Source organism: Clostridium sp. K13, from assembly GCF_019734195.1.
Lineage (GTDB): Bacteria > Bacillota > Clostridia > Clostridiales > Clostridiaceae > Clostridium.
Genome location: NZ_JAASHM010000002.1, coordinates 203,553 through 219,424, shown reverse-complemented (window position 1 = coordinate 219,424; position 15,872 = coordinate 203,553). Strand labels below are relative to the sequence as shown.

The window sequence follows — 15,872 nt, the reverse complement described above, 5'->3', positions numbered from 1 at the left end:
TTCTTTACTAAAAGTCTAACATACAAACAAACTATTTAGTTCACTTTTAAGATTATTTTAAGGTTAAAGTATTACCATTTAAATTGTAAGTTAACTTAAATTTAACATTAGTCAAATGGGAGGTGATTTTTATAACTAAACCAAGACATGAATTAAAATTTTTTATTAATGTTGCTGATTATTTTGCAATAAAAAATAGAATTAAACATATAGCTTCATTAGATTTAAATGCAGGAGTTTCCGGAACTTATCATATTCGAAGTTTATATTTTGATAATTTTAATGATAAAGCCTTACTTGAAAAAGTTAATGGTTATAGTAAACGTGAAAAATTTAGGATTAGATATTATAACGATAATTTTGATTTTATTAGGTTAGAAAAGAAAAGTAAAATCAATGGTTTATGCACTAAGTTTTCAGCTCCATTAACTAAAGAGCAATGTGAAAAAATATTAAATAATGATATTGAATGGATGCTTAACTCTGACAAATCATTAATTCAAGAATTATATTTTAAAATTAAATCTCAAATGTTAAAGCCCAAAACATTAGTTGATTATACACGTGAGGCGTATATTTATAAACCTGGAAATGTAAGAATAACTATTGATAGTAACGTTAGAAGTGGTATCTGTTCAAGAGATATGTTTAATACAAATCTTCCTACGATCAAGATTCCTGCTAACGATACTATAATTTTAGAGGTAAAATTCGATGAATTTTTACCTGACATAATAAAAGATGTAATCCAAACTAATACAAGAAAAGCAACTTCAATTTCTAAATATGCTAATAGTAGAATGTTTGGATAAATATTAAAAACTTATTTTGGAGGTAATATATAATGAATTCACAAGTTAACTTTTCAGATATTTTTAAATCGAGTTTTTTAGAAAAAACTACCAGCTTTTCAGTTACAGATACCTTAATAGCTTTAGGTTTAGCTTTAGCTATAGGATTATTTATTTTTTAAATATATAAAAAGACTTTTAAAGGTGTTATGTACTCTGAAAGCTTTGGTATATCTTTAATTGCAATGACATTAATAACTACTTTAATTATTTTAGCGATAACTTCTAATGTAATTCTTTCACTTGGTATGGTTGGTGCATTATCTATTGTAAGATTTAGATCTGCTATTAAAGAACCTCTTGATATTGCATTTTTATTCTGGTCAATATCTGCTGGTATAGTTTTAGGAGCTGGTCTTATTCCTTTAGGAATTTTAGGTTCTGTATTTATAGGAATTGTAATGCTTGTTTTTGTTAATAAGAAGAGTACTGACAATCCTTATATCCTAGTTGTAAATTGTTCTAATGATAACAGTGAAAATGCTGCTATTAAATTTATTTCTAATTCAGTAAAAAAACATGTTGTTAAATCAAAAACTGTATCAGCTGATTCTGGAATTGAATTAACTGTAGAAATAAGATTAAAAGAAATGTCAACTAAATTTGTAAATGAACTTAGTCATATATCAGGAGTAAATAACGTTGTTTTAGTTAGTTATAATGGCGAATATATGAGCTAATAAATAGGTGGTGAAAAAATGATTTCAAATAAACACTTCAATAAACTTATTGCTATATTAATGGCCATAGCTATAAGTTTTTCATTGATAATTATAGTGTTACCTAAAAGCTCATCTACTGCAACTTATATTGAACAACCTGATTACGTAACAACAATTTTTGATGATGACAAGGTTATGGATATAAATATAGAAATGGATGAAACTGCTTGGCAAGAAATGCTTGATAATGCTTCGGCCGAAGAATATACTGCTGCTAATATTACTGTTAATGGAGTTACTTACAACAATATTGCTATTAGACCTAAAGGAAATTCTAGTTTATCTCAACTTGTTATGGATGATACTACTGAAAGATATAGCTTTAAAGTAAAGTTCGATGAATATGTTGATGGGCAAACTTTGGATGGACTTAGTAAATTAGTGTTGAATAATAATATGTCTGATGCTACTTATATGAGAGAATATCTTTCATATAAATTACTTGACTCCCTTGGAGTTCCAACTCCAGCATGTTCTTATGCCAATATTACTGTTAATGGCGAAGAATGGGGATTATATCTTGCTGTTGAACCAGTTGAAGAAGAATTTATTGAAAGAAATTATGGCTCTACTGATGGTAATTTATATAAGCCTGAAAGTGATAGTGTTGCTGTTGGGGGAAATAAAGATAAATACTCTACAAATACTAAGCCTGATTTTGATCCAACACAAATTACTCAAGATTCAAATAACACAACTCCTGGAAATAGTAATAATCAAATGATGACTCCTCCTGATATGAATTCTGGGGGTAACTCTAATCAACAAATGCAAATGCCTTCTGATACTAGTAATGGTAATGGTCAAATGATGACTCCTCCTGATATAAATTCTGGAGGTAACTCTAATCAACAAATGCAAATGCCTTCTGATATTGGTGGTGGCATGATGGTCAGAGGAATGGGTGGAAACTCTAATGGTTCCGATTTAGTTTGGAATGGTAATGATATTTCTAATTACTCTGCTATTTTTGATAATGCTATCTTTAAAACTACAGATAGCGATGATTATACTAAAATATTAGATATGATTGAACATCTTGATACTATGGAAGATATTGAGTCTTATTTAAATGTAGATGAAGTATTAAGATATTTTGCTGCTAACACATTCTTAGTTAATCTTGATAGTTATGCTTCTAACATGAACAATAACTATTACTTATACGAGGATGATGGTGTAGTTAGTATCTTACCTTGGGATTATAATTTATCATTTGGAGGTTTTCAAGCTGGTTCAGCTTCAAGTGCAATAAACTTCCCTATTGATTCTCCTGTTTCAGGTACTTTAGAAGATAATCCATTAATCGCCAATCTTTTAGAAGTAGATGAATACAAAGAATTATATCATCAATATTTAAATGAAATAGTAAATAATTTTGTAAACAATGGTACTTACGAAATGTTAGTAACTAAAACTGATACTTTAATTAGTGATTATGTTAAAAATGATGCTACAGCATTTTATACTTTTGATGAATATACAGAAGCAGTTAGTAATTTATTAAATTTTGGCCTTGATAGATCAACTAGTATTTCTGCTCAACTTGATGGTTCTCAACCTTCAACAAGCACAGGTACTATTGAAACTACTGTAAACCTAACTGCAATGGGACAACAAGGTGGTGGAAATAATAAAGGTGGTATGGTTGGTATGAATATGGCATTTAATAAAGATACTGCTGAAAATTCAACTAACAATACTATGACTTCACCAGATAATAATATACATGAAAACAATAATACTTCTTCTATAGACAAGGATTTAATGATGCAAGCAATGCAAATTATTCAAACTTCAGAAGATGGAAGTATAACTGATTCAATTAAAGAACAACTATTAGCTTTAGGTTTAAACAATGATGATATTACTAAACTTGAATCTATACAAACCTCAATGCCTGGAGGTAACAGTAATACAAATAAAGAAGTTATTAATAATAATTTTGCAATGGTACCTGGTAATTCAAACTCAAGTAATTTTAGCACATTACTATTAACAGGATTATCAATTTTATTATTAATAATAAGCCTTATTTTTGTAAAATTCTCAAGTAAAAGAAAATATACTAGCTAATTAAATAAACTGCGAACTACAGTGAGAACGAAAAATGGAATATTACTTTTCCGGGAAGCGGTGAAATTTTCACTTTGAATTTATATAATTGATTCCGTAAAATTTCCTAAAGATTTTAAACTAGCTAGCGCGTCAAACAGTAAAATCTTCTTAACGCAAATTTTACTACATCAATTATTAAATTCTACAGCTTAATTTCAATGCTTCACTCCAAATTAATATTTCATTTTTTCTCTTCACTGTTTTTCTTAGTTTCCCAACTTATAGTTAATGACTCCTGCTACAAATTTATATGACAAGTCATTAACTTTAAGGGGATTCTGCTTAAATTGCATACTTAAGCTTTAGTTCGCAGTTTAGTTATTTTACGCTTTTAACTTCATATTCTTGGAATCTATATTTTTGTCCTGTTGGGTTAACCTTTCCTTCTGGTACTTCTTCAACAAACATATCATATGGTCTTACAAAAAGCCCACAATCTCCATATAAAGCTCTATATAAAACCATAGTTTCTTGAGTTTCTGAATGTTTTACAAAATCCTCAACTAAGTATAAATCACCTTTAAAATGCCTAAATATCTTTCCTTTTAAACTTGTTATATCTCTCATAATATCTTCCTCCGTAAAATAATAAGTATTTATATATTTTAATGTAGCATCTAATTAAATTCAATGTAAATAAAATAATATATCCCCTAAAAAGGATTTTATAAACTCTTTTTAGGGGATATATATTTATAAGCATATTTCATTAGTAATCTTAGTATTACTCTCTAAGACTTCATCACAAATTAAATGCTTATGATGTGACTTCATAAAATAATCTGCACATAAGTATAAAGGATAAATTAACCATAACATAGTTATGTTTACATCAAAGTTAAACTTTGTCCATATAATCAAAACTGCAATAAAAGTACATATTATTGAAATAGCATTATTAATTATAAGCTCCTTAATATCTTTAATCTTAATTACATTTAAATTAATTACAAATAATATTATTGTAAAGATTGAAAATAAGACTGATTTTAATAGATTTTCTATATTATAAATATCAATACCTGATTTTTTCATATACATAACATATTGAATCTTTTCAGAATACTGTTTCCACATTTTACTCCAGAAATCAAAATCTGACCACTTATTAGGAATCATATCTAAAGGAATAGATATTTTTATATTAGTAATCTTAAATACTATAAATATAGAAGTTATAATCATAAATAAATAAATTACTACTAATATTGGTTTCTTTCTTGATTTAATTATACTAATTATTATTTTTATTAATATTAGTATTAATGCTAATATTGGAAAAATAATTGCTATAGTTTTTGCAATAATATAATATATTCCACCATTAATAGCCATCTCTTGAATTCCAAATTGTGATTTAAACTCTTCTATTTTATTTATAGTAAGTCCTGTTCCATCAATAGTTAATCCCTTTAATGCTAAATTCGAATCTTCTGGTAACTGAAGCATCATATTTGCTTTTGTTCCTTTTAAAATCCCTCTTACTATTAAACTTTTTTCATTATATACTATGGTTCTTCCTAAACAATTACTACTTCCGAATAATTTGAATGATGTTTCTTCATCTATCAAACATCCTTCCTTATCATCCTTAAATAACATAGACCCCTTTACTAATAAATTTGATGATCCATTAATTAATAAAATATCTAAATCATTAGCTGTTCTATTTAAATCTGGATTAGTAACACTTTGAAGAGATTCTTCTCTCCATCCTACAAATGAAAGTTCCTTTTTACTTTCCCCAATACTTTCAAGTAATCCTACAGTATAATTATCATTTTCAAAATAAAAATTAATAATTTTATCTTTACTTTCTATATTATTGGCATAGCCTAATGATATTCCCCAGCACATAATTAAAGCAAAAATAAGAATAATTCTAATTATGTGCTTTAATGACCTTATCATTCATTCTCCAGGCGAACTCTATCGCCATCTTCTACTGTTTTATTACTATCTACTATTACTTTTTCACTTCTACCTATTACTCCATCACTTATAGCTGCAAACTCACCATCTTTTTTTTCAACTTTAACATCAATTTTTTTAGCTATTAATTCTTCTCCTAAAACAGTTTCCTTTTCACTAACAACTAAAATATAGTAGTTATTATTATCACCTTGTCTTAATGCGGCTATTGGTACACATGTACCATATTTTTTTGCTTTACTTGAAATTATTATTTCTCCAGAATCATCAATTTCACCTACTCCCACAGGTAATAACACTGTAACATCTAAAAGATCTGCACTTTCTTCATTTTTAGATATTGCTTCAATTGTTAAATTTTCAACAGTTCCAGCGCTTCCTAGATTTAAAGATACACTTTGTCCTTGCTTAACTAAAGTTCTATTACTTTTTTCTACTTGTCCAACGAACTTATAACCTGTATTTTTATCAGCTATTGACATTATAGCTTCTGCTGTAGTTCCTCCACTTTCAACAAATATACTAGTAACTATACCCTCTTTATCAGAAACAATCTTTCCACTTGCATCTAATAACGGTTGTAATTTAGCTAATTCTTTATTATATTCATCTATTTGAAGAGAATCTTTAGTGTCCTGAAGTGTTCTATCTAAATCAACCGTATCATTTGATTCTTTAACAGCTTGATCATACATTGATTTCTTTGATTGATAATCAGCATATAAGCTTTCTTCCATTGCTGGATCTTTTTCTTCATCACTTAAATTTGAATAATTATCTAAAGCGTGCTTTGCTGTATTCATTTCATTTAATGCAGCTTGAACACTTTGCTTTTTGGCTGCTATTGCTCTATTATAATCTTCAGTTGCTCTTGATAAAGTCTTTTGATCTTTAGATATATTTTCTTTTATTTCATTTATTTTTGCTTCTAAATCAGTAACATCTAGTTCTACTAAAGTATCTCCAACCTTAATATTAGAACCTATACTGACATTAACATAATCTACTTTTAATCCTTCAACGATAGATATTTTTTCTTCTCTATTTTTTACAACTCTTCCTTGAGCTTTTACTTCATCTACAATAGTTTTTGTTTTTGGCTTATCAACCTTAATTCTTGGAATAGTCATAGAATCTGCTGCTCTTGATAACATAGTACACATTACCATAAGAAATAAAAATGCAACTAAACATTTTACAGCTTTCTTTTGTAATGTATCTTTTCCTTTTTTAACATACTTGTAATTTATAATCTTTTTTATTTTCTCTTTCATACTCATAACTCATCATTCCTTTACTGCTGATGCTGCAATACCTTGCTCTAAGTAACTTTGCCCTGCAAAAAATACTATTATAGCTGCTATTAATGTTACAGCTGATGCTGTAAATGCTATATCAGCATTTTCTAAAGTAATATTAGGTAAATAAATAGATAATGGCCATAATGCCTTATCCTTTAAAAACGTTAATGGTTGTTCAATTAAGTTCCAATACTCTAAGAATTGTAATACTACAGCTGACATTATTCCTGGCATACCTAGTGGAATTCCTATTTTCATAAAAATTTTTATTTCACTTGCACCATCTATTCTTGCTGATTCAATTATAGATTCTGGTATATTACAAAAGAATCTATACATTATAAAAACAGAGAATGTTGAAAATATAGCTGGTAGTATTAAACTTCCATGTGTATTAAGAAGATGTAACTTATCTAATACTAAGTAACTAGATAACATTGTAACTTGGAATGGCATTAACATTAATACTATATAAATAGTAAATAAAAACCTTTTAAACTTAAAATTATATCTTGAAAATCCCCAAGCTGCTGGAATACCAAATATAAGTTGTCCTCCTACTGAGAAAAATACTATTTTTACAGAATTCCAAAACATTACAAAGAATTCTGGTGTGTCAAATAATAATTCTACATACGCTCTTATAGTCGGATAACTAGGTAACAACCCCCAAGTTACATATCCCTTAGTCTTTTCTGATAATACAGGTCCAAGATAAGTAGTTAATTCGTCAACACTCATAAATGAACCTGCTAATAAAAATATAACTGGGAAACACATAAATATAGATATTGCAACTAATATAATAAATACTATTTTTTTCTTCATTCTATAAATCACCTCACCTTAATCTTGTTTTTCCCATGCTCTTTGTAACATCATAATTAATATAAATATTATTATTGCCATAAGTACAGATGCTGCTGCCATTTTACTAAAATCTAATTCTCTAAACCAATTATTAAATAAATGTTGAAGTAAATACATACTTTTATCTGGATAATCTCCAGCAACTAAATATGCCTCTCTAAATACCTTAAAGGAATTAAGCAGCGATAAAACTGCAACTGTATATAAAGTTGGCTTTAAACAAGGTACTGTTATCTTAGTAAAGCATTGAAAATTATTTGCTCCATCAACCTTAGCAGACTCATATATCTCTTTAGATATAGAATTTAATCCAGCTAACCATAAAATAATATTATAACCTAAATTTTTCCATATATAACTAAACACTAATATCCAAAAAGCCCATCCTGTACTCATCCAATCTTGCCCTGCTATATTAAACTTATCTAGTATTGCACTTAAAGTACCTTGTTCATGGAAAACAATATTCCATATTAATACTACTGATGCTATCGGGACCGCCATAGGTATTAAAAATGCTGTTCTTAACACCTTAGATGATTCTACAAATTTATTTAACCATACAGCAATTATTAATGATAAGGATAATAATAAAGGTATACACACAAGAACAAACTTTCCAGTATTACTAGCTGCTAATTTAAAAGCAGAATTATTGAAAACTTCAGTATAATTTTGAAAACCTATAAACTCCCTAGAGATCGCACTTTGAAAAGATCTTATAAATACATCTACGAAGGGAAGCAGTGTAAATACTGCTACCCCTAATAAACTTGGTAAGACAAAATATAATCCTGTCTTTTTTGTCTTTTTCTTTATTTCAACCTTTTCAGCTTTTTTTATCTTAACTTGTTTTATTTTTTTTACTTTTACTTCTTCCATATTACTCCGATAAGTATAGATCTAAATTATCTATAACTTCATTTATAGCCTCATCTAATGAAATTCCATCTTGTGCAAATGCTTCAAATTGTTTTGCAACTTCCATTAATAATACACTATTTATTGTAGTTCCTTTATTTAAGCCCTCAATATTAGAAATTAATTTATTAACATCCTCTTCATTTGCAAGTAATACTTTAATTTCCTTTTCATTTCCAAGTTCATCTGCCCACATTGAAGTATAGCTTACATAGTGGTTAGTTGCTTCATCAAATTCTGGCTCATATCCTTCATATTGTTCCATAGAGAATTGACCTGCTAAAGTTTTCTTATTTACAGGTAATCCATTTCCATATAATTGTTTTTGAATCTTATCAGAAAGCAACTGTTTTACTATTTCTTTTGCTTCTTCTTTATTCTTTCCTTTTGCATTAACACCAATTATATTTGTTCCTGTAAATATAGATTCATCACCTCTAGTTAAAACCTTATAATCTAATTCAGGTCTGTTAAGCATTGCTGTAATTAATGAACTATATCCATCAGCTCCATCTATTCCACCATATGCTAAACTTGAAGTATCTTCAAATAAGAACATATCCGCATAAATAGAAGGATTTAAATAATATTGTAAATCATAAATTCCATACATTTCTTCATAATCTTCTTCAGTAAATTCTTCATCACTGCCTTCTTCAAAGTCTTCATCTATAGTTACGTCTGAATCTACTCCAAAATTATCATCTATATTTTCTGAATTTGCATATTTATCTTCCATAAATTTTGCATAGCTTGCCTCATTTTCTTGAAGGGCAACATACATTTCTTTAACTTTATTAAAGAAATTAGTTAAAGCTTCTTCATTTATAGTATCATCATCATTAAGCCAGTCATTTCCATATAAATAATATAATGAATATACTAAACCTTTAGCATCAAAGTAATTTGAAAATACTCTTTTTTCAGTTTGAGTTGATAATTTTTTTGTTAATTCAACTAAAGAATCTAAACCTTGTATATTAGCAATATCTTCTTTATTACCAAATAATATTGGGAATTTAAAGTTCGTTGGGAATTGATATATCTTCCCATCAACAGTGTATGCTTCTGCTATATTTTTAAATATAGTTCCATCTTCTACTAAAGGATTTATAACATCACTTATATCTTCTAATAATCCTTTTTCAATATATGATTCTGCTGATAAACCGTCTAATATTATTACATCAGGCCCATTACCTGCCATTATTTCAGTATTTAAAGTTTTAAGTGCATCTGATTGAGTTGCTCCATCACCATAAGTTAATCCAATCTCATACTTAACATAAGTATCTGGATGTTCCTTTGCATAACTAGAAACAGCTTGTCTAATTGAATAATTTTCTAATAATGAATAAATAACTAATTGATTTTCAGGAACTGATGGTATATTTTCATCATAAGCATAATTAATGATTGAAGTTCCTGATTCAGCATTAGACCAATCAGTAAATGTAGTTAAGAATTCACCATTCCCCTTTTCGACAAATGATGTTATATACATTTCACTATCACCAAAAGATGAAATTGCAGCATCTACTAATTGCTTTACCTTCTCAGTTTTCATATCATATTCATATAACCCTAAAGTAGTATAATAATATAACTTATCCTTGCTTCCTGAGTTAAGGAATGTAGGATAATAATTAGTATTTTCAGCTATAGTTTCTTTTTCTAAAGCCTCTAAATTCCCTTTTTCTTTTCCATTAGTAGTATCATATTCAATTATTGAATCAAATGAATATACAATTAATGAATCTCCAACTATGAAGAAATCATTAACCCATTCACTACCTTCATAAATATTCTTTTCTTCAAATGTTTCACCATCAAATTGAACTACTTTTTCTCCATTACTACCAGCAAGGAAAAATACATCTCCATTACTACCAGCTTTGAAGTTATTATGTCCAACCCCCATTGATTCATCATCATTATATACTGAAAGATCTAATTCTATATCAGTTACAGTTCCATCAGTATCTATAACAGCATACTTAAATTCTGGTTCTTCATAAAGTAAATCTTCTGTTACTACTTCATCTTTAGCTATTGCTCCACCTTCACCTACTGTAGAATCATCTAATATTCCATCTTCCATTTCTGGCATAGGCTCTTGAAAATAATAAGATATTAGTATTTTTCCATTACTTAAATAACTTATATTATTTGCATATGTTTCTTTTCCTTCTTCTTTAGGTAATTCTATAGAATTCTCTGTCCATGTTTTACCACCATCTTCAGAAATAAATGCAACTGGCTTCCAGTGTTCATTTGAATATGCAATCATTCCTAGTTTTCCATCTTCTAATAATGTTATTCCTTGAACATTAACTCCTTCAGGACTCTCATATCTTTCCTCAACATATCTTCCCATTGAAGACTTTCCTTCTCCCTTTGAGCATCCCACTATACTTAACATTAATGTTAATGATAAAAGTATTGAAAGCATTCTTTTAAAATTTTTTCCCATATTTACCTCCATAATATCTATAATTTATTTACATTTTATTTCATAATAACATTTTTTAGTATTTCTTTCCATAAACTTCTTTCTATTTTTTTCTTAAATACTTTTCATATGAAAAATACTTAATAATAAAATGTAAATATTGTTATACTCTAAATTATTAGACCTATTATCCTTTTAAAAAGTTCCATATTTTATAACACCCCCTATATAAATTTTATATTTCAATCCTTAATTTACTATTAATATATTATTAAATTTATCTTACAAATAAAAAAAGAAGCAAATATTTTGCTTCTTTTAAGTATCCATATTATTTAATTGGTAATTTTATTTGACTTCCCTATATAATAAATAATAGAAAAACCAAAAACAAATACTATTATTGCATACAAAATATTTATTCCATTTGGTAATCCAGGATATATTGGAATTATTGATCCTATAACAAATCCTAAAATAAGCATATAGGTTCTACTAGGATATTTATTAAGCAAATATTCTAATATTTTGCTAGTTACTATAGTTCCAATAAGTATTCCTATTAATATAGGAATTAAAAATTTTATATTTAATGTATTTATAGCGTTTAAAGTGATACTATATAATCCTAACATAAGTAACATAAAAGATGTACTAATTCCTGGTAATATTAAGGCAATTGATATTACAATACCAGCTATAAGTAAAAGAAAAATTCCCTTAATATCTCCGGCCGAAGCCATTACAGAAAGTGCTTCTGGATCTCTTGATAGAACTATTGCAATAATAAGTCCTATAATTAAATAAATAATATCTGACTTCTTACTATTTTTTTCTTTAGCCTTTATGTATAATGTTGGTAAACCACCACAAACTATTCCAATAAAAAGGAATCCCATTATAATAGGTGACTTATTTAAAAGATTTTCTATTATTTTACTAAATAGTAAAACTCCAACTATACCTCCTAATGCTAAATAAAATAAAAGTTTAAAGTTTCTTTTCCAATCATCAAAAAATCTACTCACTGCACGTATTAAATCGTCATATATTCCAAAAATTATAGCCATTGTTCCACCGCTTACTCCCGGTACTAGCATAGATATCCCTATAACTAACCCTTTTAAAAATATTAATAGACTTTTCATATTCCTCTCTCCTTAAGACTTTGATATAAATTAATTAATATGTATTATATCAAATTATATAGAAAATTTAACCAAAAAAAAAAAAAAAAGAGCCAGCTTTCGCTGACTTTTATATTGCCCATTTTTTGTTTCCTGTAAAAGATACATTCAACCACTTTTTATAATCAATATGCTTAATTGCATCATTTATTTCTTCTCTTACATTATCCATTTGATCTAATGTTTTTAGCTTACTATCCTTATTATAAACAAAGTCAATTTCAATTCTAAGTTCACGTCCAACCTTAGATACTCTTGTTATAGAATCTTCAAAATTATACTCTTCTTCAATTTCTTTAACTAATACATATATATCATCATTAATTTCATCATTTGCTTTTACACAAATTACTTCCTTAAAACTATTTATAAAGCTTTTTATAGGTATTCTAATGCATAATAATGATACCATAACTGTCATAGCTGGATCTATATATGGATTTAAGAAATTTAATCTTGTTTTTGATAAAATAATTGCTACTATAAAAGCAACCAATACAGCTGTACTTAATGCTGTATCCATAAACCATTGTGAATATTCTGCCTTTATAAGTTCTGATGATAAAGCTTTTTCCTTAGCCTTCATATAAAACGTTATAGCTCCACACCCAACAACTGATACAATTGAATAAATTAATGCCATTCCAAACTCTAAATTATTTCCACCATTCGCTATTGTCTTTACAGCTCCTATTAATGAATATAAACACATAATAGCTATTATTAATGATTTTATTGAAATAACTATTGGTTCTAAAATATGTTTACCAAAAGGAAATTTTTCAAAATCCCTCTTAGCCATATATTTATTAATATAAAGGGATAACATTGATAATATTACACTGATAAATGAATATAATCCATCGAATATAATCATATCAGAATCTATCGCTCAACCCCATGCAATACCAAATAGTGCAAAGAATAACGCACCTACTACAGATAGTTTTAATATTTTATTCTCTAGTTTCATTATTCTCACCTCTATTCTTATTTTTTTACTTTTTTAAAACTAGATACTTATATAATATACTAATAAATCTATTTTTGTAATGACTAAAATGCTGAGAAATTGCAACTAATATATGCATTTATTCATATGTAAAATTTTGAAAATAGCTTAAATGTACCTATTTTTATTTAAAATGTACTTATTTTAATATTTTTTTAACATTTTATTTTAATTTAATACTTAGTCTATATAATTAAAAGCGTTAAATCTTGTATTTTTCTTCCTAGTATATTTTTAACTATATATTATTATGAAATCAGTATATAATATCACATGGAACTTATTTTTTAATAAAGGAGATTATTTATAAATGAAGGAATTATTTGATTTATTTTGGACTTTTTGTAAGATTGGTGCTCTTACATTTGGTGGTGGTTATGCAATGCTTCCTATAATTCAAAGGGAAATAGTTGAAAATAAAAAATGGTCAACAGAAAAGGAAATTTTAGATTATTATGCTGTTGGTCAATGTACTCCTGGCGTAATCGCAGTTAATACAGCAACCTTTATTGGCTTTAAAATAAGAGGAATTATAGGTGGAATAGTTGCAACTATAGGTGTAATTTTTCCATCATTAATTATAATATTAATTATTGCTTCTTTTCTACAAAACTTTGCTGATATGGCTATAGTACAAAGTGCTTTCGCTGGAATAAGAGTGGCTGTAGTTGCTTTAATAATTACTACGGTAATTAAACTTTTAAAGTCATCTGTTAAAGATTACTTAGGAATAATAATTGCTATTATTACTTTTATTATATCTGCATTCTTAGGTTTATCTCCTGTCTATGTAGTAGTTGCTGCTGGATTAACTGGATTAATTTCTAAAACACTAGGAGGTAAAAAGTAATGATATATTTAACTTTATTTTTAGAATTCTTTAAGGTTGGATTATTCTCTGTTGGTGGGGGACTCTCTACTATCCCATTTCTATATGAACTAGCTGATAAATATAATTGGTTTGATCAAAAAATGTTGATGGATATGATTGCAGTATCTCAATCAACACCTGGTGCTATTGGTGTTAATATGGCTACTTTTGCTGGTTTCCGCGCTTCTGGCATATTAGGTGGAATAATAGCTACTCTTGGTTTAGTTACCCCTTCTGTTATAGTTATAATTATAGTTGCCCATTTCTTAAATAAATTTAAAGAAAGTAGTGTTGTTGACTCAATATTTTATGGCTTAAGACCTGCTGTTGCTGCTCTTATTGCAGCTGCTGGCTATCAAGTATTTAAAGTATCAATATTAGCATTAGATAAATTTAATATTACACATAAGTTATTAGACATAATCAATATTAAAGCTACTATTTTATTAATAATAATGATTTTTGCTATAACTAAGTTTAAAAAACATCCTATTATTTATATAGCAAGCGCTGCTATTATAGGAATCATATTTAAATTTTAAAGAGAGAGTGAATTCACACTCTCCCTTTATTTAACCTATTTAATATATATATTCTAGCAACCATCTAATATATCTTAAATCTTACCATAATTGTATTTTAAATCATATAATATATCAATTCTAATATATTAGGTGGTGAATAAATGAAGGCAGATATAGTTTGTGAAGGTGGAGGCGTAAAAGGTATTGCATTATTAGGTGCAATTTATTATCTTGAAGAACAAGGCTATACATTTGAACAATATGCTGGCACCTCTGCTGGTGCTATAGTAACTTCGTTATTGGCAGTTGGATACACAGGAAAAGACTTAAAAAATATTCTTTTTAATCTAGATTTTAAGGACTTTTATGTAAAAAATAACTTGACCCTTTTACCATTTTTAGGCCCTACGATAAGCTTATTCAAAAATAAAGGATTATTTTCTGGTAATAATATAGAAAATTACTTAAATAAATTATATAAAGCTAAAGGAAAAAGTAAGTTTAAAGATATAGCTATAAATGGTGTTAGTCCTTTAAAGGTGATTGCTTCTGATGTAACAAATAAAAAATTGCTAATTCTTCCTGACGATTTAATAAATTATAATATTGATCCATTAGATTTTAGCATTGCCAAAGCGGTTAGAATGAGTATTAGTATTCCTTTTTATTTCAATCCTGTAATTCTTAAAAACGGCAAAAATTCAAGTTTTATAGTGGATGGAGGACTTCTAAGTAATTTTCCAATATGGCTTTTTGATGTTGAAAACAATCCACGTTGGCCTACATTTGGACTAAAGCTCATTAGTAATGGAGATTTAAAAACTGTACATCCAAATAAAAGTAATTTAATAACATACTCTTGTGATGTAATAGATACAATGCTTACTAAAGATGATGAAGCATTCTTAAACAATAAGGATTCAGTTAGAACTATTAAAATAAGAACATACGATGTTGGCACTGTAGATTTTGGAATTTCTAAAGATGAGTACTTAAATTTATTTAACTCTGGCTATAATTCTGCAAAAACATTTCTTGCAAAGTGGAACTTTAGCTCCTATATATCTAGATATAGAAATCTTGTATAAACTTTAATAATCTTTTTAATAGT

General features: G+C 27.4%; 13 protein-coding genes and 1 pseudogene. 6 read left to right on the top strand and 8 right to left on the bottom strand.

Annotated elements, in window-relative coordinates:
- Nucleotides 1–131 precede the first annotated feature (131 nt).
- From HCG76_RS02550 to HCG76_RS02540, 3 genes and pseudogenes are all read left to right on the top strand, one after another.
- Nucleotides 132–812, top strand: a complete 681-nt coding sequence (locus HCG76_RS02550; RefSeq protein ID WP_370778867.1) for a polyphosphate polymerase domain-containing protein — start codon at nucleotides 132–134, stop codon at nucleotides 810–812.
- Nucleotides 813–844: 32 nt separating this feature from the next.
- Nucleotides 845–1,531, top strand: a pseudogene (locus HCG76_RS02545) (DUF4956 domain-containing protein).
- A gap of 18 nt (nucleotides 1,532–1,549) precedes the next feature.
- Nucleotides 1,550–3,649, top strand: a complete 2,100-nt coding sequence (locus HCG76_RS02540) for a CotH kinase family protein (protein WP_221698945.1) — start codon at nucleotides 1,550–1,552, stop codon at nucleotides 3,647–3,649.
- Between the two features lie 360 nt (nucleotides 3,650–4,009).
- Here HCG76_RS02540 and HCG76_RS02535 read toward each other — a convergent pair whose 3' ends face one another.
- The 8 genes from HCG76_RS02535 to HCG76_RS02500 all read right to left on the bottom strand — a co-directional run bounded on the left by HCG76_RS02535 (nucleotide 4,010) and on the right by HCG76_RS02500 (nucleotide 13,231).
- Nucleotides 4,010–4,258, bottom strand: a complete 249-nt coding sequence (locus HCG76_RS02535) for a DUF1653 domain-containing protein (protein WP_221698946.1) — start codon at nucleotides 4,256–4,258, stop codon at nucleotides 4,010–4,012.
- A gap of 126 nt (nucleotides 4,259–4,384) precedes the next feature.
- A complete protein-coding gene (locus HCG76_RS02530; RefSeq protein WP_221698947.1) occupies nucleotides 4,385–5,602 on the bottom strand; it encodes an ABC transporter permease in 1,218 nt (405 codons plus the stop codon).
- Nucleotides 5,599–6,897, bottom strand: a complete 1,299-nt coding sequence (locus HCG76_RS02525; protein WP_221698948.1) for an efflux RND transporter periplasmic adaptor subunit — start codon at nucleotides 6,895–6,897, stop codon at nucleotides 5,599–5,601. The genes HCG76_RS02530 and HCG76_RS02525 overlap by 4 nt, the downstream gene beginning before the upstream one ends.
- Nucleotides 6,898–6,909: 12 nt before the next feature.
- Entirely contained in the window at nucleotides 6,910–7,752 is an 843-nt protein-coding gene (locus HCG76_RS02520) for a carbohydrate ABC transporter permease (RefSeq protein WP_221698949.1), read from the bottom strand.
- A gap of 18 nt (nucleotides 7,753–7,770) precedes the next feature.
- A complete protein-coding gene (locus HCG76_RS02515; RefSeq protein ID WP_221698950.1) occupies nucleotides 7,771–8,676 on the bottom strand; it encodes a carbohydrate ABC transporter permease in 906 nt (301 codons plus the stop codon).
- A 1-nt stretch (nucleotide 8,677) separates the two neighbouring features.
- Nucleotides 8,678–11,188, bottom strand: a complete 2,511-nt coding sequence (locus tag HCG76_RS02510; RefSeq protein ID WP_221698951.1) for an ABC transporter substrate-binding protein — start codon at nucleotides 11,186–11,188, stop codon at nucleotides 8,678–8,680.
- A gap of 314 nt (nucleotides 11,189–11,502) precedes the next feature.
- Nucleotides 11,503–12,315, bottom strand: coding sequence for a DUF368 domain-containing protein (locus HCG76_RS02505; RefSeq protein WP_221698952.1), 813 nt, complete (start codon nucleotides 12,313–12,315; stop codon nucleotides 11,503–11,505).
- A 109-nt stretch (nucleotides 12,316–12,424) separates the two neighbouring features.
- The gene (locus HCG76_RS02500) at nucleotides 12,425–13,231 is read right to left on the bottom strand and encodes a cation diffusion facilitator family transporter (RefSeq protein WP_221698953.1); all 807 of its coding nucleotides are present in this window, start codon (nucleotides 13,229–13,231) and stop codon (nucleotides 12,425–12,427) included.
- Nucleotides 13,232–13,676: 445 nt separating this feature from the next.
- Here HCG76_RS02500 and HCG76_RS02495 point away from each other — a divergent pair, with 445 nt between their 5' ends.
- The 3 genes from HCG76_RS02495 to HCG76_RS02485 all read left to right on the top strand — a co-directional run bounded on the left by HCG76_RS02495 (nucleotide 13,677) and on the right by HCG76_RS02485 (nucleotide 15,849).
- Nucleotides 13,677–14,216 carry a chromate transporter gene (locus tag HCG76_RS02495; protein WP_221698954.1) on the top strand — a complete coding sequence of 180 codons (540 nt, stop codon included), beginning with the start codon at nucleotides 13,677–13,679 and terminating at the stop codon, nucleotides 14,214–14,216.
- Nucleotides 14,216–14,779 carry a chromate transporter gene (locus tag HCG76_RS02490; RefSeq protein WP_221698955.1) on the top strand — a complete coding sequence of 188 codons (564 nt, stop codon included), beginning with the start codon at nucleotides 14,216–14,218 and terminating at the stop codon, nucleotides 14,777–14,779. The genes HCG76_RS02495 and HCG76_RS02490 overlap by 1 nt, the downstream gene beginning before the upstream one ends.
- Before the next feature lie 143 nt (nucleotides 14,780–14,922).
- Complete coding sequence (locus tag HCG76_RS02485; RefSeq protein ID WP_221698956.1) at nucleotides 14,923–15,849, top strand: patatin-like phospholipase family protein; 927 nt, start codon at nucleotides 14,923–14,925, stop codon at nucleotides 15,847–15,849.
- Nucleotides 15,850–15,872 lie beyond the last annotated feature (23 nt).